The 19,755-nt window shown below is 63.7% G+C and carries 22 protein-coding genes and 2 tRNA genes; 19 read left to right on the plus strand and 5 right to left on the minus strand.

The window, feature by feature from the left end; translation table 11 throughout:
- The first annotated feature begins 7 nt into the window (after positions 1-7).
- Positions 8-883: an amidohydrolase family protein gene (locus ACNJX8_RS03690; protein WP_439359661.1), complete on the plus strand. Its 876-nt coding sequence runs from the start codon at positions 8-10 to the stop codon at positions 881-883.
- 73 nt (positions 884-956) lie between these two features.
- On the opposite strand, the gene ACNJX8_RS03695 is transcribed toward ACNJX8_RS03690, so the two are convergent.
- Both ACNJX8_RS03695 and ACNJX8_RS03700 read right to left on the minus strand, forming a co-directional pair.
- Positions 957-1,685: a helix-turn-helix transcriptional regulator gene (locus ACNJX8_RS03695; protein WP_439359662.1), complete on the minus strand. Its 729-nt coding sequence runs from the start codon at positions 1,683-1,685 to the stop codon at positions 957-959.
- A 123-nt stretch (positions 1,686-1,808) separates the two neighbouring features.
- Positions 1,809-2,816, minus strand: a complete 1,008-nt coding sequence (locus ACNJX8_RS03700) for an LLM class flavin-dependent oxidoreductase (RefSeq protein ID WP_439359663.1) — start codon at positions 2,814-2,816, stop codon at positions 1,809-1,811.
- A 195-nt stretch (positions 2,817-3,011) separates the two neighbouring features.
- Here ACNJX8_RS03700 and ACNJX8_RS03705 point away from each other — a divergent pair, with 195 nt between their 5' ends.
- Complete coding sequence (locus tag ACNJX8_RS03705; protein ID WP_439361802.1) at positions 3,012-3,500, plus strand: Crp/Fnr family transcriptional regulator; 489 nt, start codon at positions 3,012-3,014, stop codon at positions 3,498-3,500.
- A gap of 384 nt (positions 3,501-3,884) precedes the next feature.
- Here the strand turns inward: ACNJX8_RS03705 and ACNJX8_RS03710 are convergent, their stop codons facing one another.
- Together ACNJX8_RS03710 and ACNJX8_RS03715 are read right to left on the minus strand one after the other, a co-directional pair.
- Positions 3,885-4,352 carry a YybH family protein gene (locus ACNJX8_RS03710; protein WP_439359664.1) on the minus strand — a complete coding sequence of 156 codons (468 nt, stop codon included), beginning with the start codon at positions 4,350-4,352 and terminating at the stop codon, positions 3,885-3,887.
- A gap of 817 nt (positions 4,353-5,169) precedes the next feature.
- Positions 5,170-5,244, minus strand: a tRNA-Thr gene (locus tag ACNJX8_RS03715).
- Between the two features lie 328 nt (positions 5,245-5,572).
- Between ACNJX8_RS03715 and ACNJX8_RS03720 the strand changes: the two genes are divergently transcribed.
- The 12 genes from ACNJX8_RS03720 (at position 5,573) to ACNJX8_RS03775 (ending at position 14,443) form a co-directional block, all read left to right on the plus strand.
- Entirely contained in the window at positions 5,573-5,761 is a 189-nt protein-coding gene (locus ACNJX8_RS03720) for a hypothetical protein (RefSeq protein WP_091895228.1), read from the plus strand.
- Positions 5,762-5,786: 25 nt separating this feature from the next.
- Positions 5,787-7,493, plus strand: coding sequence for an FAD-dependent oxidoreductase (locus tag ACNJX8_RS03725; RefSeq protein ID WP_439359665.1), 1,707 nt, complete (start codon positions 5,787-5,789; stop codon positions 7,491-7,493).
- A gap of 236 nt (positions 7,494-7,729) precedes the next feature.
- Complete coding sequence (locus ACNJX8_RS03730; protein WP_128947213.1) at positions 7,730-8,038, plus strand: EthD family reductase; 309 nt, start codon at positions 7,730-7,732, stop codon at positions 8,036-8,038.
- A 313-nt stretch (positions 8,039-8,351) separates the two neighbouring features.
- Positions 8,352-8,861: a hypothetical protein gene (locus ACNJX8_RS03735; RefSeq protein WP_439359666.1), complete on the plus strand. Its 510-nt coding sequence runs from the start codon at positions 8,352-8,354 to the stop codon at positions 8,859-8,861.
- Between the two features lie 129 nt (positions 8,862-8,990).
- A complete protein-coding gene (locus ACNJX8_RS03740; protein WP_128947211.1) occupies positions 8,991-9,815 on the plus strand; it encodes an alpha/beta fold hydrolase in 825 nt (274 codons plus the stop codon).
- Between the two features lie 269 nt (positions 9,816-10,084).
- Positions 10,085-10,534, plus strand: coding sequence for a DUF2948 family protein (locus tag ACNJX8_RS03745; RefSeq protein ID WP_439359667.1), 450 nt, complete (start codon positions 10,085-10,087; stop codon positions 10,532-10,534).
- A 263-nt stretch (positions 10,535-10,797) separates the two neighbouring features.
- Positions 10,798-12,093: a histidinol dehydrogenase gene (gene hisD / locus ACNJX8_RS03750; protein WP_439359668.1), complete on the plus strand. Its 1,296-nt coding sequence runs from the start codon at positions 10,798-10,800 to the stop codon at positions 12,091-12,093.
- On the plus strand, positions 12,090-12,587 hold the full coding sequence (locus ACNJX8_RS03755) for a UPF0262 family protein (protein ID WP_091895172.1): 498 nt from the start codon (positions 12,090-12,092) through the stop codon (positions 12,585-12,587). The genes hisD and ACNJX8_RS03755 overlap by 4 nt, the downstream gene beginning before the upstream one ends.
- A gap of 6 nt (positions 12,588-12,593) precedes the next feature.
- Positions 12,594-13,061 carry an arsenate-mycothiol transferase ArsC gene (locus tag ACNJX8_RS03760; protein ID WP_128942888.1) on the plus strand — a complete coding sequence of 156 codons (468 nt, stop codon included), beginning with the start codon at positions 12,594-12,596 and terminating at the stop codon, positions 13,059-13,061.
- A 155-nt stretch (positions 13,062-13,216) separates the two neighbouring features.
- Positions 13,217-13,846 (plus strand): Maf-like protein, encoded by a 630-nt coding sequence (locus tag ACNJX8_RS03765; RefSeq protein ID WP_128931120.1) that lies wholly within the window; start codon positions 13,217-13,219, stop codon positions 13,844-13,846.
- A gap of 154 nt (positions 13,847-14,000) precedes the next feature.
- Complete coding sequence (yacG, locus tag ACNJX8_RS03770; protein WP_130215572.1) at positions 14,001-14,183, plus strand: DNA gyrase inhibitor YacG; 183 nt, start codon at positions 14,001-14,003, stop codon at positions 14,181-14,183.
- A 184-nt stretch (positions 14,184-14,367) separates the two neighbouring features.
- Positions 14,368-14,443: transfer RNA gene (locus ACNJX8_RS03775), tRNA-Phe, on the plus strand.
- A 177-nt stretch (positions 14,444-14,620) separates the two neighbouring features.
- Here the strand turns inward: ACNJX8_RS03775 and ACNJX8_RS03780 are convergent.
- Entirely contained in the window at positions 14,621-15,211 is a 591-nt protein-coding gene (locus tag ACNJX8_RS03780) for a TetR/AcrR family transcriptional regulator (protein WP_245508756.1), read from the minus strand.
- Positions 15,212-15,306: 95 nt separating this feature from the next.
- Between ACNJX8_RS03780 and ACNJX8_RS03785 the strand changes: the two genes are divergently transcribed.
- From ACNJX8_RS03785 to ACNJX8_RS03805, 5 genes are all read left to right on the plus strand, one after another.
- Positions 15,307-16,152, plus strand: coding sequence for an NIPSNAP family protein (locus ACNJX8_RS03785; protein WP_439359669.1), 846 nt, complete (start codon positions 15,307-15,309; stop codon positions 16,150-16,152).
- A gap of 57 nt (positions 16,153-16,209) precedes the next feature.
- Positions 16,210-16,926: a glutathione S-transferase family protein gene (locus ACNJX8_RS03790; protein ID WP_206734367.1), complete on the plus strand. Its 717-nt coding sequence runs from the start codon at positions 16,210-16,212 to the stop codon at positions 16,924-16,926.
- A gap of 16 nt (positions 16,927-16,942) precedes the next feature.
- Positions 16,943-17,344 carry a nuclear transport factor 2 family protein gene (locus ACNJX8_RS03795; protein ID WP_439359670.1) on the plus strand — a complete coding sequence of 134 codons (402 nt, stop codon included), beginning with the start codon at positions 16,943-16,945 and terminating at the stop codon, positions 17,342-17,344.
- A 369-nt stretch (positions 17,345-17,713) separates the two neighbouring features.
- Positions 17,714-18,247, plus strand: coding sequence for a TetR/AcrR family transcriptional regulator (locus ACNJX8_RS03800; RefSeq protein ID WP_439359671.1), 534 nt, complete (start codon positions 17,714-17,716; stop codon positions 18,245-18,247).
- Positions 18,248-18,299: 52 nt separating this feature from the next.
- A complete protein-coding gene (locus tag ACNJX8_RS03805) occupies positions 18,300-19,739 on the plus strand; it encodes an MFS transporter (protein WP_439359672.1) in 1,440 nt (479 codons plus the stop codon).
- Positions 19,740-19,755: the final 16 nt, after the last annotated feature.

Genomic DNA, 19,755 nt, shown 5'->3' on the forward strand with positions numbered 1-19,755 from the left:
CTTGCGCATGCCGACCTATCTGCCGTTCGATCCCAATCCGCGCCGCCCGGTGAAGGCGCCGCCACCGAAGACCGTGGACAGTCAGTTTCACGTGCTCGGGCCGATCGACAAATATCCGGAGCGTCCCGGCGCGGCCTATCGGATGCCGACCGCGACCTGGGAGGCGGCGCTGCGCATGCACAAGGCGCTCGGCATCGATCGCGGCATCATCGTGCAGACCACGACTTACGGCGCGGACCATGCCGTCGTGCTCGACGGCCTCGCGGCGATGGGCCCGAACTATCGCGGCTGCGCCAACGCGCTGGTGTTCGCGGAGGCGAGCGATGCTTATCTGGCCAAGCTGCACGACGCCGGCGTGCGCGGCGCGCGCTTCAGCTTCCGCCAGGAGCTCGGCGCCGTGCTGTCGGATGCCGATTTCGCCCGCGCCATCGCCCGCATCCGCGAGCTCGGCTGGTACGTCAAGATCCAGCCCGAGAAGGACGGCATCATGTCCAGCGTCGCCAAGTACGAGAATCTCGACGTGCCCGTGCTGATCGACCACATGGCGCGCCCCGATCCCGCAGCCGGCAAGGACGATCCGAATCTGCGCAAGATGCTGGAGCTGCTCGGCAAGGGCAATTTCTGGGTCATGCTATCGCTTGGCGAGAAGACCTCGAAGACTGGGGCCCCCTACGACGACGTGATCCCGATCGCGCGCGCCTATATCGAGGCAGCGGTCGACCGCTGTGTCTGGGCCAGCGACTGGCCGCACCCGGTCTCGGTGAAGCAGCCGCCGAATGATGCCGATCTGCTCGAGCTGATGTACCGTTACGCGCCCGACCAGGCGGAGCTGGAAAAAATCCTCGTCCACAATCCGGCGAAGCTGTTCGGCTTTCCGGATTAGCGCATGATCCGGAAAAGTGCGAAGCGGTTTTCCGAAAAGATCATGCGCAAACAACAACTCGTAGCGCGACGCATCAGGGCGAGATGATCCGGTCGCGCATGGCGATCATCACCGCCTGCGTGCGGGTGGTCGCGCCGAGCTTCTTGCAGCAGCTCTTGACGTGGGCCTTCACGGTGCGCGGCGTGATCATCAGCGCGTCGGCGATCTCGTCGGTGGATCGTCCGATCGCGGCCAGTGTCAGCACCTCGCACTCGCGCAGGGACAGCGCGAGTGTCCGTGGCTCGGGCCGGCCGCGCAGCGCCAGCGCGCAGTCGAAGGCATAGAGCGCCATGAGATGCAGGGCCGGCAAATCACGCTCCGGCAGATCGATTTCGCGGCCGCCGAAGAACACATGACCGATGCGATTCGAAGGTGAAGCGATCGGGACCATGACGCCGTCGAGCAGCCCGAAGTCGCGGGCGCGGTGGACCAGTTCGACCGCGCGCGGCTCGCGGGCCGGATCGAATGGCGCTTCCCTGAACCATCGGAACGGGCGCAGCGTCGTCTTGCAGTGGCGCAGCGCCGGATCGTCCCAGACGAACTGCTCGGCGGAATACATATCCAGAAAGCCAGGCGGCAGCCGATGGGCGAGAATGGCCTCGCGCGGGGCTTCGGTCGAGAGCGGGGCGACATAGGCGCAACAGAACTGGTCGGGGCCGTACTGGCCGAGCATGCGTCCCGTGGCGTCCAGGACACTCGCCGAGTCGGAAAGCTCTTTCACCGTCTCGATGAACTCGAATGCGCGGCTGCGGATCATATCCATCGTCGATCCTACGATCAGGCCTTGAGGGATCGGCGCTACGCTACCCTTCCAAGTCCGAGTTTAGGACAGCATTGCGGGGCCTGCAATCTCACGCCTGTTTGTCAGCCAGGATGGCGCGCCGGTTCAGCGATTGAGCGAGGCCGCCAGCCGATCCCGCACCTCCGCCGCGATCTCGAACGAGCGCAGCCGTGCGGCGTGGTCGTAGATCTGCCCGGTGGTCATCAGCTCGTCCGCACCGGTCTCGGCGATCAGCGCCTTCAGCTTCTCTTCGACCACGGCAGGCGAGCCGACCGCGGAGCAAGACAGCGCCTGGCCGACGCCGGCCTTCTCCGCCGGCGACCACAGCGCGTCCATGTCATCGACCGGTGGCGGGAGCGGCCCCGGCGTGCCGCGGCGCAGATTGATGAACTGCTGCTGCAGCGATGAGAACATCCGCTGCGCCTCCGCATCGCTGTCGGCGGCGAACACATTGACGCAGATCATCGCATAGGGCTTGTCGAGCTGCACTGATGGCTCGAAGCGCGCGCGATATTCGCGCAGCGCCGGCAGCATCATCTGCGGCGCGAAATGCGACGCGAACGCGAACGGTAGCCCGAGCATCGCCGCCAGCTGCGCGCCAAAGGTGCTCGATCCCAGGATCCACAGCGGCACCTTGGTCCCGATGCCGGGCACGGCGCGGATCGCCTGGTTCGGCTGCACATCGCCGAGCAGCGCCTGCAATTCCAGCACGTCATGCGGAAAGTTCTCGGCAGCCGTGGCAAGATCGCGCCGCAGCGCCCGCGCCGTGAACTGGTCGGTGCCCGGCGCGCGGCCGAGCCCGAGATCGATCCGCCCGGGATAAAGCGACTCCAGCGTGCCGAACTGCTCGGCGATGACCAGCGGCGAATGGTTCGGCAGCATGATCCCGCCGGAGCCGACCCGGATCGTCCTGGTCCCGCCCGCGACATGGGCGATCACCACCGACGTCGCCGCGCTCGCGATCCCCGTCATGTTGTGATGCTCGGCCAGCCAGAATCGCTTGTAACCCCAGGCCTCCGCATGCTGGGCGAGATCGAGCGAATTGCGAAACGCCTGCGCGGCGTCGCCCCCTTGGCGGATGGGCGCGAGGTCGAGGATGGAGAAGGGGATCATGTGAGGGTACCGGTGAGGAGGGCTGCGCGATCATGCGCGTCTGCAAGCAACACATGTAGTGGCAGCGCGTAGGATGGGTAGAGCAGTTGCGAAACCACCCATCATGTTTCGCCATCGAACTGCTGATGGGTTTCGCGTCTGCTCATCCTACGAGCTCTGCTTGCTGCAGATGGCGATGGAGCGTATCCTCGCGTGATGGCTGTCAGCGCTCCCGATCTGAAGGCGTTCCTGCTCGCGACGCCGTTCTTCGGCGGTCTTCCGGACCCAGGTCTCGATCTCCTGATTTCGATGCTGGTCGAGCGCCGCTTCGATGCCGGAGCAACCGTCGTGGCGGAGGGTGAGCCGGGACGCTCGATGTTCATCGTCGAATCCGGTCGGCTCTCGGTGAGCAAACGGACGAATAAGGGGAGCGTCATCCCGATTTCCGGTCTGGAGCGTGGCGACTTCTTCGGCGAGATGACGCTGATCGAAATGCAAAATCGCTCCGCCACTGTGGTCGCGGAGAGTCCGACCGTGCTGTACGAGCTGACCGCCCAAAAGCTCTACGCTTGCTACAAGGCCGACATCCACGCCTATGTGATCGTCCTGCAGAACATCAATCGCGAGCTCTGCCGACGGCTACGCCGTGCCGACGATCGCTTCGCCGCACAGCAGGTGGGCGAAGAGCAAACCCCTGCGAGATGAAACTCTATCTGCGATGCGGGCTACGCACTCATCTCATCGCGCTTTAGACGTCACGACTTATCGTGCGCGTACTTCTCCAGAAGCTGCCGATTATATTCATCTCTCACGGCTCTCCGCGAGACATGCCCTTTTCGGTCTTTGGCAATCTTCAGAAGATCAGGATCAGTCGCTGCCCGTGATTTCCGCCTAAATCTCGCAAGGAGTGGGGTCGCAGGCGCCAACGTCCTTCCAAACAGCCGGTCAAACCATCCCATTGTGTCCTCCCGGACAGACCGCGGATTGTGACACTATCACCACGAATTCGGGAGGCAAACGGACAGTGCGATTGCATCTTTTCGAAAAGCTCGCGCCACATCGTCCGTAGCCCATTCGAAAAAATTTAGTCTATGGCTGAGGCGCAGGAATTGGAAGAATGCTCGTTATCTTCCAACCGTCACCCGTCTTCACCAGCACTTGATTCAACAAGAATCGTGTAGGCTGCGCAGTCTGCCCAGACGGTGAAATCATGAAGGTCACCGGCACGTAGAGTTGCGCGACTCCCGTCTGCAATTCGATCACCTTCAGTTCGTCCATCTTCGGGTCGAGGGACCAAGTGCCTTGATACAAGGCCTCGAAACGCTTGAGTGCTGCGTCGTGGCCCCAGATAGCCGCGCCACGCGTGATCCACAAAAACTGAGCCGAATCGTGCAAAACCTCGCCAACCTCCTTGAGGTCGTGAGCGTTTTGTGCCGCGACAAATCTTGCAAAAAGAGCCTTCACTTCGTCCTCACTGCCCGCGCGAACTACGTCAGCCGTAGTCAGTAGCGAGAATAAGACGAAGAAAGCAAAACGGCTTCGTGCGCGGAAGGTCATGATCGTCCTCCCTTGATGTCGCGGCGGAAATGATGCGCTCGCGGTTATCAGTTGCAACAAGAAATTACCCCAACGAGCGTCCAAAGACTACGCGATTTCAGGCGAGATGGCCGTTCAGTAGAACTCCCGCTTCGAGTCAATAGCTGATGTCGGTCGCGACGATTTTGATCCCGTCGGGCAACACACCCCCGCCTCCCGCAAAATCCCGTCAATCCCCCGCCGCAAAAATATTCCACTTTACCGAAATTCGGAATTGCGGCATTCTCCCTGCCATCCCGGTCCGGGGAGAGGGACGATCGTACGTCGTAACGAAACGTGGGCCGGGGTGCGGTGGACGCGGCAGCGTCGGGCACGCGAAGGTGGGGGCCAGGGCGAGATGAACCTCGTGAGGTCGTGCTGCGTGCGGACGGACGGCGCCCGTGTCCGGCGGAGCCTTATGGGCGAAGCCGGATCGCTGCGTACGGCAAAACCATGTGGTCCTGACCGTCGTTGCTACGGTCAAGCCTTGCGGAGATGCTTTGAGGCTCAACCGGGTCGCGAGGCATCGTCAATTCGCGAGGTGACGGAGGCCAGAAGGAACTCGGCTCCGGGGAGAGCAGGCATAAGCCGTCAAACCATCGCGCAGGGAAGGCCGGGTGTTTTCCGGCCCACCTGTTCTCCGCCTGCGCATTTGCGTGTGCAAATTCTTCGCGCAGCGGACCATGGGTGCCAGCCGGCACCCGGCCTTCCCTGCGCCCTCTTCACCGAAGAGGGGCACGGAATAGAGCAAAACTCGGGCACTTCACGCCGCGAGAACGCCTCGTCATGTGTGGAACACTGGTGCTGCCGGACAGGATTGAACTGTCGACCTCTCCCTTACCAAGGGAGTGCTCTACCACTGAGCTACGGCAGCAAATGCTGGCACAGAATCGGGCCGCGACTGGGCCCGCCAAGCGGGGCGATGGATGCCACAAGGCCCCCTCATGTGCAAGCTTGCCGGCCCCGCCAAATCGAGAAAATCAGCGCCGTTGCCGACCGGAGATGGCCTTTTTGCCCCGAAATGACCGATTTTGGACGATTTTGGTCCCAGTGATGTCCCCCAGCCAATTGGCCAGTTGGCTGTGCGGTCGGATTCGGCCCATTTTGAAGTTCGCACGATCGGATCGCGCGGGCCTCTTGAGCTGTCGTATTCCTTGGGCATGCTAAACCGCGACGCGGCCCTTTCTTGACGAGCCCGGATGATGATCGACGAGACCGATAAAGCCGCAGCACGCGGCCATGACGGGCGACAGGACCGGCTGAAATCCGCCCTGCGCGAAAACCTGAAGCGGCGGAAGGTGCAGGCGCGCGAACGCGCCGCAATGGCCGAGCCCTCGCACAACGACGATGAGTCCCTAAATGAGGGGCCCGCCGGCAAGGCCGACGACTAACATTTTGGAGTGCACGACAGTGGCCATGGGGCAGGACGAACAGCAACGAACCGATCGCGACGCGCTGATGTCGCGGTTCACCCGCCCCGAGCAGACCTTTCCGGCGCTGATGCCTGCCGAGATCGAGCGCATCAGGCATTTCGGCGAGGTCCGCCGCTATGCCGACGGCGAGTTCCTGTTCGAGACCGGCAAGCCGGGACCCGGCATGTTCGTCGTGCTGAAGGGCCATGTCGCCATCACCCAGCGCGATGGTCTTGGCCATGTCACCCCGGTGATCGACCAGGGGCCGGGGCAATTTCTGGCCGAGCTCAGCCAGCTCTCGGGACAGCCGGCGCTGGTCGACGGCCGCGCCGAGGGCGATGTCGAGACGCTGCTGCTGGCGCCGGACCGGCTGCGCGCGCTGCTGGTCGCCGAGGCCGAGCTTGGCGAGCGCATCATGCGCGCGTTGATCCTGCGCCGGGTCAATCTGATCCAGGGCGGCATCGGCGGTCCCGTGCTGATCGGTCCGTCGCATTCGGCCGGCGTGGTGCGCCTGCAGGGCTTTCTCACCCGCAACGGCCAGCCGCATCATCTGCTCGATCCCGAAAATGATCGCGATGCGGCCGAATTGATCGCGCGCTATTCGCCCAAGCCGGAAGACTGGCCGCTGGTCGTCGCCGCGAGCGGCGCGGTGCTGCGCAACCCCAATGAGACCGAGCTTGCGCGCGCCATCGGCATGATCGGCGGGGCGAAGGGTGATCGCATCTACGACGTTGCGGTCGTCGGCTGCGGACCGGCCGGGCTCGCCACGGCGGTGTATGCGGCGTCCGAAGGGCTGTCCGTCGCCGTGCTCGACACCCGCGCCTTCGGCGGCCAGGCCGGCGCCAGCGCGCGCATCGAAAACTACCTGGGCTTTCCGACCGGCATTTCCGGCCAGGCGCTGACCGCGCGCGCCTTCACCCAGGCCCAGAAGTTCGGCGCCGACATCATGATCCCTGTGACGGTGAAGTCGCTCGACTGCACCCGCAAGGACGGCGCATTTTCGGTGGCACTCGACGGCGCCGATCCCTTGCGCTCACGCGCGGTGGTGGTCGCGAGCGGCGCGCGTTATCGCCGGCCGGAGATCGACAACCTCGACAAGTTCGAGGGACGCGGCGTCTGGTACTGGGCCTCGCCGGTCGAGGCGCGGCTCTGCGCCGGCGAGGAGGTGGCGCTGGTCGGCGCCGGCAATTCGGCTGGCCAGGCCGCCGTGTTCCTGTCGGGTCATGCGAAGAAAGTCTTGATGATCATCCGTGGCGGCGGTTTGGGCGCCAGCATGTCGCGCTATCTCATCGAGCGCATCGAAGCGACGCCGAACATCGAATTGATGTTCAACACCGAGATCACGGCGCTCGAAGGCGATGAGGCCGCGCTGCTGCGGCGGATCCGCTGGAAGAGCCGCTTGTCGAGCGACGAGGATTCTGCCGACATCCGCAATCTCTTTTTGTTCGTCGGTGCCGATCCCGCGACCTCCTGGCTCGACGGTTGCGGCGTCACGCTCGATCGCGGCGGCTTCGTCGTGACAGGTGCGCAGTCCGAGCAGAACCAGGGCAAGCTGGTGGCGCCGCTCGAGACCTCGGTGCCGGGTGTCTACGCCGTCGGCGACGTCCGCTCCGGCTCGGTCAAGCGCGTCGGCGGCGCCATCGGCGAAGGCGCGCAGGTCGTGGCCTCCCTGCACGGCTATCTCGGCGACGCCGCAAAACCGGCGCTTTAGGCAAGCAGAAGACAAGCGGATGGCAAGCGGAATGTGGCTTGCCATCTTGTCGGCAACTACAGACTATCCCCTCATCCTGAGGAGCGCGCCTAAGCGCGCGTCTCGAAGGATGCAGGCCCGGAACGACGACCCGGGCCTTCATGGTTCGCGCGGCGATGCGAAAGCATCGTCCGCAGGCGTGCTTCGCACGCTCCTCACCATGGGGTCTAAACACAATCTGTTCAAGGGAGGACTAAATGGCTGAACTCGTCGTGCTCTACAAGACGCCCAAGGATGCTGCGGCTTTCGACAAGCATTATGCCGAGACGCACATTCCGCTCGCGAAGAAACTTCCCGGCTTGAAGAAGTACGCGGTCAGCACGGGCACGGTCGGCTCCCCCGCTGGGCCTTCCGGAATCCACCTCGTCGCCATCCTCACCTTTGACAGCGTGGCCGCCATCCAGTCGGCATTCGGCAGCGCGGAAGGCAAGGCGGCAGCTGGCGACGTACCGAAATTCGCCAGCGGCGGTGCCGACCTCCTGATCTTCGACACCAAGGAAGTGTGAGCCGCGTCGCATCGGCCCGCCGATCGCGGGCCGATGTTGCAACGATCGATTGAAAGCTCGTAGCCCGGATGGAGCGAAGCGTAATCCGGGACAGCAGCATCTACAAGCGAGATCCCCGGATTTCGCTGCGCTCCATCCGGGCTACAAACTGCCGTCGTTGGTGACAGCGCTGCAAGAAATCCGAGCATGCGTTTGTCAATTCGCACGATGACGCATGGCTGCGCGCACATGTGGGACACCAACGCAGGTGACAATCCCATGAGGACCGTCATACTACTCTGATCGTCTCAATGCGGAGAGTAGGAGAGATGCCATGGTGCTTGGGTTGAGCCTGCCCGCGCTGACGCTGATCCATGTCATCATCAGCCTGATCGCCATCGCCGCCGGCCTCGTCGTGATGTTCGGCCTGCTCGGCTCGAAGTCGATGCCGGGCATCACCGCGATCTTCCTGCTGTTCACGATCCTCACCAGCGCAACCGGCTTCCTGTTTCCCTTCAAAGAGCTGCTGCCCTCGCACATCATCGGCATCATCTCGCTGGTGCTGCTGGCGATCGCCTGCATCGCGCTCTACGGCATGAAGCTCCAAGGCGTCTGGCGCCCGGTCTACATCGTGACCGCGATGGTCTCGCTCTACTTCAACGTCTTCGTGCTGGTGATCCAGTCGTTCCTGAAGGTGCCGGCGCTCGCCGCGCTTGCACCCGCCGTGCCGCCGGCGCCGCCGTCGGGGCCGGTGTTCGCCGTGGTGCAGGGCATCGTGCTGGTGTTCTTCGTGCTACTGACCATCGGCGCCTGGCGCCGCTTCAGGCCGATGGCGTTTGCCTGATCACACGATTCTCAACGTTCCCAGTTGACGCGATGCATCGCATTCGGGGTCTCGCGCAACTATCTGCGGATCATCGGCGCGTGCTGGTTCGCGCGTCGCGCAGATGATTTCACCGAAAGAGAGCAATCCATGCCCACCATCACCACCAAAGACGGCGTCGAGATTTTCTACAAGGATTGGGGCTCGGGCCAGCCGATCGTGTTCAGCCATGGCTGGCCGCTCTCGGCCGACGACTGGGACGCGCAGATGTTGTTCTTCGTCACGCACGGCTATCGGGTCATCGCCCATGACCGCCGCGGCCACGGTCGCTCGACGCAGGTCGCCGACGGCCACGACATGGATCACTACGCCGACGACCTTGCCGCGCTCACCGCACATCTCGACCTCAAGAACGCCATCCATGTCGGCCACTCCACCGGCGGCGGCGAGGTCGTGCACTACATCGCGCGTCACGGCGAGAGCCGCGTCGCGAAGGCGGCGATCCTGTCCGCCGTGCCGCCGCTGATGGTGCAGACCCCTGCCAATCCCGGCGGCCTGCCGAAGAGCGTGTTCGACGGTCTCCAGGCGCAACTCGCCGCCAGCCGTACGCAATTCTATCGCGACCTCCCCGCGGGTCCTTTCTATGGCTACAACCGTCCCGGCGCCAAGCCGTCGGAAGCCGTGATCCAGAACTGGTGGCGCCAGGGCATGATGGGCGGCGCGAAGGCGCATTACGACGGCATCGTCGCGTTCTCGCAGACCGACTTCACCGAGGATTTGAAGAAGATCACCGTGCCGGTGCTGGTGATGCACGGCGATGACGATCAGATCGTGCCTTACGCCGATTCCGCACCGCTGTCGGCCAAGCTGCTGAAGAAGGGCATCCTGAAAACCTACAAGGGCTTCCCGCACGGCATGCCGACCACGCACGCCGAGACCATCAACGCGGACCTCCTGGCGTTCTTCAAGGAGTGAGCTTCACGATTACCCTCCCTCTCCCCTTGCGGGAGAGGGTGGCATAGGCGGCCTTCGGCCGCCGTCCTTAGAACGCCGATGCTTCGCATCGGCTATGGCGCGGCGGCGAGACGGGTGAGGGGGTGCGTCGCCTGGGAGGGGTATCCGCGGAACGTGCTGGAGATGGAGGATATCAATAGCCTCAAGTGTGCGGGACAGTTAGCTTGCCGCGGAAATTTCGGCGCCCGCGCGCGTTGAGTCCTGTCCGCCCTGAAGGAGAAGCGCCGGCGATGTCTCCCCAGCTCAAGCTGATCGCACTCGATGCTGACGATCTCGCGGTGATCTCGACCCATGTCCAGGACGCCCGTGTCCAGGCCTCCGACATCATCTGGCGGCAGAGCGAGAAACGGCTTGTCATCGGCATGAGCCGGCTGGACTGGGAGCAGACGCTGGAAGGCGAGGCCGAGCCGCGCCGGCTGGTCGCCGCGCTCCGCTTCGACCGCGTGCTTGCCTGCAAATCGCGCAACATCGACCTCGCCGCGCCGGACGAGATCCTGGACCTCATCGGCATCGAGTTTCACCCCCAGGATGGCCGCAACGAGGAGCCGAGTGGCAGCGCCCTGCTTTTGTTCGCCCAGGGCGGCGCCATCCGCCTCGACGTCGAATGCCTGGAATGCGAGCTGACCGACCTCGGGGCGGACGCGCTGGGAACGGGACCGGGGATCGCGGGGGAGGGGTGAGGTGGCATGCCAAGGCCACGCATTCCGCTGTCGTCCTGGCGAAAGCCAGGACCCACAACCCTAAGGCCTCGTTGTTGAAACGAGATGTGGCCCAATTGCGCCTCCACACATCCGCTGGTGGTAATGGGCCCTGGCCGTCGCCAGGACGGCGCTGGAGAGGAACGGCCGGGCCCAAGGGTTGACGCCGCTTCCCGGCCGCGCCATTGAGCAGGGGGTCGGGTGAGCCAATCCGCCCCAAAAGACCAGCCAGAAGCCAAGCCAATATGCCCGTTCGTCTCGACCGCAGCAGCGCCGACTTTGACCAGCGATTCGCGGCCTTCCTCGCCGCCAAGCGCGAGGTCTCGGCCGACGTCGAGGCCGCCGCGCGCGCGATCGTCGACGATGTTGCCAAGCGGGGCGATGCGGCCCTGCTCGAGGCCACCGCAAAGTTCGACCGGCTGACGCTGGATGCATCGGGGCTGCGCGTCACAGCCGCCGAGATCGAAGCGGCGACTAAGGCCTGCGATGCCGCGACGCTGGACGCGCTGAAGCTCGCGCGCGACCGCATCGAGACCTATCACCGCCGCCAGCTCCCGACGGACGAACATTTCACCGACCCGCTCGGCGTCGAGCTCGGCTGGCGCTACACCGCGATCGAATCCGCCGGCCTCTACGTGCCCGGCGGCACCGCGGCCTATCCGTCCTCGGTGTTGATGAACGCCGTGCCCGCGAAGGTCGCCGGCGTTGCGCGCCTCGTCATGGTGGTGCCCTCGCCCGACGGCAAGCTCAATCCGCTGGTGCTGGCGGCGGCATCGCTCGGTGGCGTCACCGAGATCTATCGCGTCGGCGGCGCCCAGGCCGTGGCCGCGCTCGCGCACGGCACCGCGACGATCGCGCCGGTCGCCAAGATCGTCGGCCCCGGCAACGCCTATGTCGCCGCCGCCAAGCGGCTGGTGTTCGGCAAGGTCGGAATCGACATGATCGCCGGTCCCTCCGAGGTGCTGGTCATCGCCGATGACACCGGCAATGCCGACTGGATCGCCGCGGACCTGCTGGCGCAGGCCGAGCACGATGCCAGCGCGCAATCGATCCTGATCACCGATTCCGCGCGGCTTGCCGCCGACGTCGAGAAGGCGGTCGCGGCGCAGCTGAAGACGCTGCCGCGCGCCGCGATCGCAGGCAGCTCGTGGGCCGATTTCGGCGCCATCATCATGGTGAAGGATCTTGCTGACGCCATCCCGCTCGCGGACGCGATCGCGGCCGAACATCTCGAGATCATGACTGTTGATCCCGATGCGCTCGCCGCGAAGATCCGCAACGCCGGTGCGGTGTTCCTGGGGGCGCATACGCCGGAGGCGATCGGCGACTATGTCGGTGGCTCCAACCACGTGCTGCCGACTGCGCGTTCGGCGCGATTCTCCTCAGGGCTGTCGGTGCACGACTTCATGAAGCGCACCTCGATCCTGAAATGCGGCCCGGATCAGCTGCGTGCGCTGGGCCCGGCCGCGATGACGCTCGGACAGGCGGAGGGGCTGGACGCCCATTCGCGCTCGATTGGATTGCGCCTCAATCTGTCATGACAAAGCCGCCCGAACAGGACGACTCCAACAATCGCATCGTCGGCGTCACGCTCGACGAGGACTCGATCGGCCGTTCCGGGCCGGACATCGAGCATGAGCGCGCGATCGCGATCTACGACCTGATCGAGCAGAATTTGTTCGCGCCCGACGGCGCCGACGGGCAGGGACCGTTCACGCTGCATATCGGCATCACCGGCAACCGGTTGATGTTCGACATCCGCCGCGAGGACGGGACGCCAGTCGTCGCGCATCTGTTGTCGCTGACGCCGTTCCGGCGGATCGTGAAGGACTATTTCATGATCTGCGACAGCTACTATCAGGCGATCCGGACCGCGACGCCGGACAAGATCGAGGCCATCGACATGGGCCGCCGCGGCATCCACGACGAGGGATCGCGCACGCTCCAGGAGCGGCTGAAGGGCAAGGTGCGGGTCGACTTCGAGACCTCGCGCCGGCTGTTCACGCTCATTACCGTCCTGCATTGGAAAGGATAAAAGCGGATGGCTGCGCCCCCACGCGCACGCGATCCGCAATCGGTGCTATTCGCCTGCGCGATGAACAGCGTGCGCTCGCCGATGGCTGAGAGCCTGTTGCAGCACATGTTTCCGCAGGGTCTTTACGTGAGGTCGGCGGGCACCAGGAAGGGCGACCTCGATCCGTTTGCGGTGTCGGTGATGGCCGAGCTCGGCCAGGATATCTCCGCCCACAGGCCGCAGACCTTCGAGGAGCTGGAGGACTGGGAGGGATTGAACTTCGACCTCATCATCACGCTGTCGCCGGAGGCGCACCACAGGGCGCTGGAGCTGACCCGCACGCTCGCCGCCGACGTCGAATACTGGCCGACGCAGGATCCCACCACCATCGAAGGCAGCCGTGACCAGAAGCTCGCTGCCTATCGCGAGGTCTGCGATCAGCTCTTGATGCGCATCCGCCGGCGATTCGCGAAGGCGGGTGCGGCGAGCGGGTAGGATGCGGCAACCGTAACACCCGCGTCACAGAGCGCAGGCACACGCGTGTTGGCAACTTCGAATCAGCAAACCTCCGGTTCCCGGGTTGTGAAACCGGCCCCCTTCCGATAGGTTCCGCGCGCAATTCACTCCTGCTTCATCCCCCAAATCACCTGATGCTCGGCCGCCCCAAATTCGTACTTGCCTCCGGTTCGCCGCGACGCCTGTCGCTGCTCAACCAGGCCGGCATCGAGCCGGATGCACTCCGGCCGGCCGACGTCGACGAGACGCCGAAGCGGGGCGAGCTGCCGCGCGCCTGCGCCAACCGCCTCGCCCGGGCCAAGGCCGATGCGGCGCTGAAATCGGTGCAGCTGGATGACGAGCTGCGCGGCGCCTTCATCCTCTCTGCCGACACCGTGGTGGCGGTCGGCCGCCGCATCCTGCCCAAGGCCAACCTCGTCGACGAAGCCGCGCAGTGCCTGCGGCTGCTGTCGGGCCGCAACCACCGGGTCTACACCGCGATCTGCCTCGTGACGCCGCGCGAGGCCTTCCGCCAGCGCCTGGTCGAGACCCGCGTCCGCTTCAAGCGCCTCTCGGAAGACGACATTCAGGCCTATATCGGCTCCGGCGAATGGCGCGGCAAAGCCGGTGGCTATGCCGTGCAGGGCATCGCCGGCTCGTTCGTGGTCAAGATGGTCGGCTCCTACACCAATGTGGTCGGCCTGCCGCTGTACGAGACCACGGCCCTGCTCGGCGGCGAGGGCTTTCCGACCCGCTTCGGCTGGCTCAACGCCATCGCGGTGTGAGCCTGACAGCGCCGCCGACAAAAAACGCGAAAACAACCCCATGCACAGTAGAATTGGCCCGCGGGCCCTGGGCGGGGCGCCTGCGCCCTCGCCCGAGGAACTCGTTTGCCGGCAGGCGCTTGACCTGCCTCACCTCGTGTAAGCTGTCTCGACCATGAACGATCACGTCAAAACGCCCGCCGCCCCCCTCAAGACCTGCCCGATCTGCGGCAAGCCGCAGTCAGAGGCCACCCGCCCGTTCTGCTCCTCGCGCTGCCGCGACGTCGATTTGAACCGTTGGCTGAAAGGCTCCTACGTCATCCCGGGCCGCGACGACGAGACCGATGACGTGGAATAGCAAGTGATATCAAGGATTTGTTCGGATCGGGAGGCGCCGCGCGCCAGCCGCGGCGAGCCCGCCCCACCTTGTACACAGCCGCGCCGCGCCCGGCGCAGCCTTCAGGCGAAGCCGGGTGGACAGGCCGCTTCTAGCCCACTATAAACCGCCCGCTCGATGGGCTTTGGCCCCTCTCTTGGAGCACGCCCAGGTAGCTCAGTTGGTAGAGCATGCGACTGAAAATCGCAGTGTCGGTGGTTCGATTCCGCCCCTGGGCACCAAAACTACGCTTTTCCACCAGCAAGTACGATCTTGCACGATTGCGTTCGCTAGATGATCGGCGGAACGTTCGCGGATTTCTCTCCCTAGGGGTCGCCAAGTTCACGTACGTTCAAGTCGAGCCCCCGCAACCAATCCGCCGACATCAAGTAAAGCAAGCCCGCCTTTGGCGGGCTTTTTCATTTTGACGGCTTTACCTTAGTTGGCCGCCGGTTCGCGTGATCCTCGAACAAGGCGGCGAGTTGCTTTGCGCAGCTCTTGAGCGGCAGTGAATCCTGCCGGGCTTTCGCGATCGCCATCGCACCCGAGTAAGAAGCCACGACAAAGGTAGCAAGCTCGTCGGGGCTGCCATGCCTCAGTTCGCCAGATTTGTGATCGGCCCTGAATTTGTCGGCGATTGCCCGCTGCCAGCTGTCAAAGACGTCCTGGAGCTCTCTACGGAAATCAGGGTCCGCCAGCGACAGCTCGATGGCCAAGTTGCCAAGCGGGCATCCGAGCACGCTCCCGCGCCTGTCCAGTGTGTTCGCGATCGCGGCGAATGCCTGCCTGACGCCTTCCGCCCCGCTTCGAGCCAACCGCACGGGCTCGATCCAGGTTTGCTCTACCGCGAGCGACACTCGTTCGCGGATGACCGCGAGCCCAATGCTCTTCTTGGATGGAAAATGGTGATGCATGGCGCCGGCCGTGACCGCCGCGTCGCGCATGATCTCGTGAGTCGTGGTCGAATGATAGCCGCGCGACTGGAAGGCCGCGGCAGCAGCGTCGAGCACGCGACGCTTGGTCTCGTCAGGGGCGTTCGATCGGCTGCGTGCTGCTATTGGCATCAATAGAATCCTCAAGGCTTCGATTCCCAGAAAATAGCAACTTGACAAAACAGGTCAACCGGTCTGTATTACAAACAGGTCAATCGGTCTGTTTGGAGATATCCGTGGCAACTGACACAGCGCAGGCATCAGCGAGCCCAATACATGCCGGGGCGTTCGCCAGTCCGATCATTGATCTCCGGCAATACACGCTCTATCCGGGAACGCGCGACGAGTTCATCAACCTGTTCGATGGCCAGTTCGTGGAGACGCAGGAAGCCTGCGACATGAGGTTGATCGGTCAGTTCAGGGATCTCGGCGATCCCAACAAGTTCGTATGGATGCGCGGCTTCGATGACATGCCGTCGAGGGCGCGGGCGCTGAATGCATTCTATCTTCACAGCGAGGCATGGGCGCGTTACGGCGAGAAGGCCCGGACGAGCATGATAGACAGTACCGATGCGCTGATGCTGAAGCCGGTAAGCGGAGAGCGCGGTTTCCGCTTGCACGATCCGGCGCTGCGCCCGGCGCTCGAATCGCCGCCTCCCTGCGGCCTGATCGTGGTGACGCTGTATTACCTCCCGGATCGTCCAGAGCCGGATTTCTTCGAGTTCTTCTTCAATGCCGTAGAGCCGCTGCAGGCGCGGGCCGGCGCCAGATCCTTCGGCCTTTTCACGCGCGAATACAGCGCCAACAATTTCCCGCGGTTGCCATTGCGTGAGAACGAGCATGTGGTGGTGTCATTCGCCGCCCTCGATAGCATTGATGCGTATCATCGATATCTGACGGCCATCGGCCATGATGGGGGCTGGCGGTCGGACGTCTACCCCGATTTGGTCCGCAGGCTGTACGGGAGGCCGCAAGTCTTGCGGCTGTCGCCGACCTCGCGCTCACTACTGCGGCCGTAGCCGAGAGCGGAAGTCACCCGCAGCATTCACGCTCTCCCAAAGTGAAGGCAGACTGCGATGACCAGCGTCGAGCCGACCATGCGCATCTATTCCGGCCCGCTCAGCATGTTTGGAGCCAAGGCCGAAATCGCGGCCCGGGAGAAGGGGCTCAATTTCGAGCTAATCATGGTCCCTTTCGTTTCGGACTACGAGCCCAAGCATCCCGAGGTCGTGAGGATCAATCCAAAGCAGCAAGTGCCGGTGCTGGTGCACGGTGATCTCGAAATCTTCGATTCGACCCAAATCTTCGAATATCTCGAAGATCTCAAGCCGGTGCCGGCGCTCTGGCCGTCGGGACCTGCGGCGCGAGCGTGGGCGAGGATTCTCGAGTTGAAATCGGACGAGGTGTTTTTTGCGCACATTATCCGGCTGATGAATTTGCGAAAGAACCCAGATGCAGCTGCCGCCGCCGCAGCGAAGCAAGTTGCTTTGGCGTATTACAGGGAAATGGAAGCGATTCTCTCCGACCGCCGGTTCCTCGCGGGAAGCTTCTCCTACGCCGATATCGCTTTCTACATGGCGCAGCTGTTCGCTGAACGAATGGGTGCGCCGCTGGATGCGACGACGCCGGCCCTGCTTCGCTGGCGCGACGCGATGAGCGCCCGACCGGCGGTACGCAGCGTAGTCAGGCCAATGGTGAAATTTCTCTATTCAAGCAAGCGACCGGTTCCGGATTTCCTTGCCGACCTTGCCGGCGACGCGGCGGCGGGCCGCGAAGGGCAACGTCCGGTTTGATCGACAGGAGAATGACATGCAGCTTCTTGAGCCAACCGACAACGCCGTCCAGGCCGCATTGCGAGAATATGAAAAGCTGTTCGCGGCCGGTGACGTCGATGGAATCCTGCAAGGATTTGCCGACGATGTGTGCGTTCGCTACGGCGCCAATCCTCCGTTTGCAGGCAAGGACGCGCTGCGAGAACTGCTGCTCCGGAGATTCTCGGCGATGCGCGACTACCGGCTTTCCAAGAAGCTGGAATTCATCCGAGATTCCCAAATCGCTTCGTCATGGACGGGAACGTGGATCGACAGCGTTTCCGGGATACGGATGGAGGTGTTTGGGATCGAAATCCTGCGGGTGCGCGATGGGCTATTCGTCGAATGGTCGGCCGCGGTATCGACATGGCAATCGAAACGCTTGGAGCAGGAAGGTTAGCGATCAATTGCTTCGGCGGAGCCGCTGCAGCTGAGACGAGGTTTCGCATCCGTCTTGCAGCGATGATTATGCAGCGAGCTTTGGAATGGCCCGCTCGATCAATCGCAGGAATCGGGTGTTGCGAGCCCCCGCAACCACCGATTCTTGCGATATCGGCGCAGGCGACCTGGAAGGATCACTTTTCGCGTTTTGGGAACCATTTCGCAGAGATCAAAAATCGTGGGCGGAAATACACATTCGCGGGCCTCCATCGGTGGATAGCTTGGACATCCGTGGGGGACTGACTAGATCGATTTGGGGGAATATCAATTTCAGACCAATCGGTCCAAAAAAATGGCGCGACCTAGAGAATTCGATTACGAGAAGGTCTTGGACAGCGGGCTCCAGCAGTTCTGGCGCGCCGGTTACGAGGCGACGTCACTCGACGATCTGCTCGAAAAGACTGGTTTGAGCAAAAGCAGCCTCTACGGAGTATTCGGTAGCAAGCACGAAATGCTGTTGGCATCACTTGACCGTTACATTGATACCGTGCTGCAGGCGAACATCGAAGACTTGCAACGCGGACCCGCGCGAGTGGCGATCATGCGCAGCTTCGAGAAGATCCTGGGCTTTGTGCCTTCCTCCAAGATTTGTTTCCTGCAAGTTTGCGCGACGGAGCTGGCAGGGCACGACCCACTCGTCCGCACGCGCGTTCGTCGCGGACTCGAGCGGCTGCAGCGGGCGTACCGTGACGCCATCCTGCGGGGGCAGGCGAGAGGAGAGTTCGCATCCGGGGTCGATGCAGATGCGCTCTCGGGCTTTCTCATCACTAATCTTTACGGCCTTCAGGTGCTGGGACGTGCCGGTTTCGAAACCGACGGCCGGAGGAAGACGCTCGCGCTGGTGCTGAATGCACTGACATAAAAATTTTTTGATCTAATGCGGACCGATCAGTCCATAATGATGAGGAGCAGACGTGAGTGTCGAAAGATTCACCGGCCAGCAGCGCTGGGTGCTGGGCTTGATCGCGGCGGCCTCGTTCATCGCCGTGATGGACGGCATGGTCGTCACCACGGCACTGGATGCCATCCGCCGCGACCTGTCGCCGCCGCTGTCAGATCTGCACTGGACGATGACGGCCTATAGCCTGAGCTTCGCCGCGCTCTTGATGGCGGGCGCAGCGCTTGGCGATCGGATCGGGCGCCGTACGATGTTTATTCTTGGTCTGTCCGCTTTCGCCGTTGCGTCAGCAGGCTGCGCAGCCGCGACTTCGATTGGATGGCTTATTGCAGCCCGGGCGCTGCAGGGCGCGGCTTCCGCGCTGCTTGTACCGGTCGCGATGACCATGCTCGGAACGGCGGTGACGCCGGCGCAACGGCCGCGCGCGATGGGCCTGTTCAGCAGCATCACGGGCCTTGCCGTATTGTCCGGACCGGTCATTGGTGGCCTGCTGGTCGACGCTCTCGGCTGGCGCTGGGTGTTCTGGATCAATCTGCCGCTCTGCGCAGTGACGGCGCTCCTCGCGGGCTGGCGCATCGAGCGCAACGATCGTGTCGCCGCTCAAATCGATTGGCTCGGCGTCACCCTGCTGACGACGGCGATGACAGCTACCGTTTGGGGCGTGTCGGAAGGCAATGTATCTGGCTGGTCCGAGGTGACGGTCGTCACGGCGCTGACGGCCGGGACCGCGGCAACGCTTGCCTTCTTCGCTTGGCAGCGCAGGGCTTTGCATCCGCTGGTGCCGGGCCGACTGCTCGCCTCGGTTCAGTTCAGGGCCGGCAATCTCGCGTGTCTGCTGATGTTCATGAGCATGATGGGTACGTTGATGTTCATGGCGCAGTATTTTTCGATTGCCCAGCAGGCGACGGCGTCGGGCGCCGGTGAAAGGATGCTGCCTTGGACGATATCGCTGTTCGCCGTTGCGCCCCTTGGCGGCATCGCCGCCGGTCGCTTCGGAGAGAAGGCCCCGGCCGTGGCGGGTCTGCTGCTGCAGAGCGCTGCGCTGCTGTGGATGTCAGCCCTTTGCGCTGGCGCCTATGACTATGGCGCCTGGGTCGCGCCACTGGTGTTGGCGGGCGTTGGAATAGCCATCGCGATGCCCGCGGTGCAGAGCGCGGTACTCGGCTCCGTTGCGCCCGCCGACATGGGCAAAGCGTCCGGCATCTACAATACGATGCGGCAATTGGGATGGGCCTGCGGCGCGGCCGCGGCCGTCGCCGTGTTCAGCGGCTTTGGAAATCTCGCGACGGCAAAGACCATGGCGGCCGGCTACTCCGCGGTCTTGCTGTTGACGGCCGGACTCTCGGCGACCGCCGCGCTGGTGTCGTCGCGATTGCCAAGCGCCGCCCGATCGCATCGGCCGGTTGCCAAGCCGGGCATCGACAACGCTCCGAGCAAGGTCATTGAGACCGCATGATCCCGGCTGACAAGCC

Origin of the sequence: Bradyrhizobium sp. SPXBL-04, assembly GCF_051853035.1 — a bacterium.
In the GTDB taxonomy this organism is placed as follows: Bacteria; Pseudomonadota; Alphaproteobacteria; order Rhizobiales; family Xanthobacteraceae; genus Bradyrhizobium; species Bradyrhizobium zhanjiangense.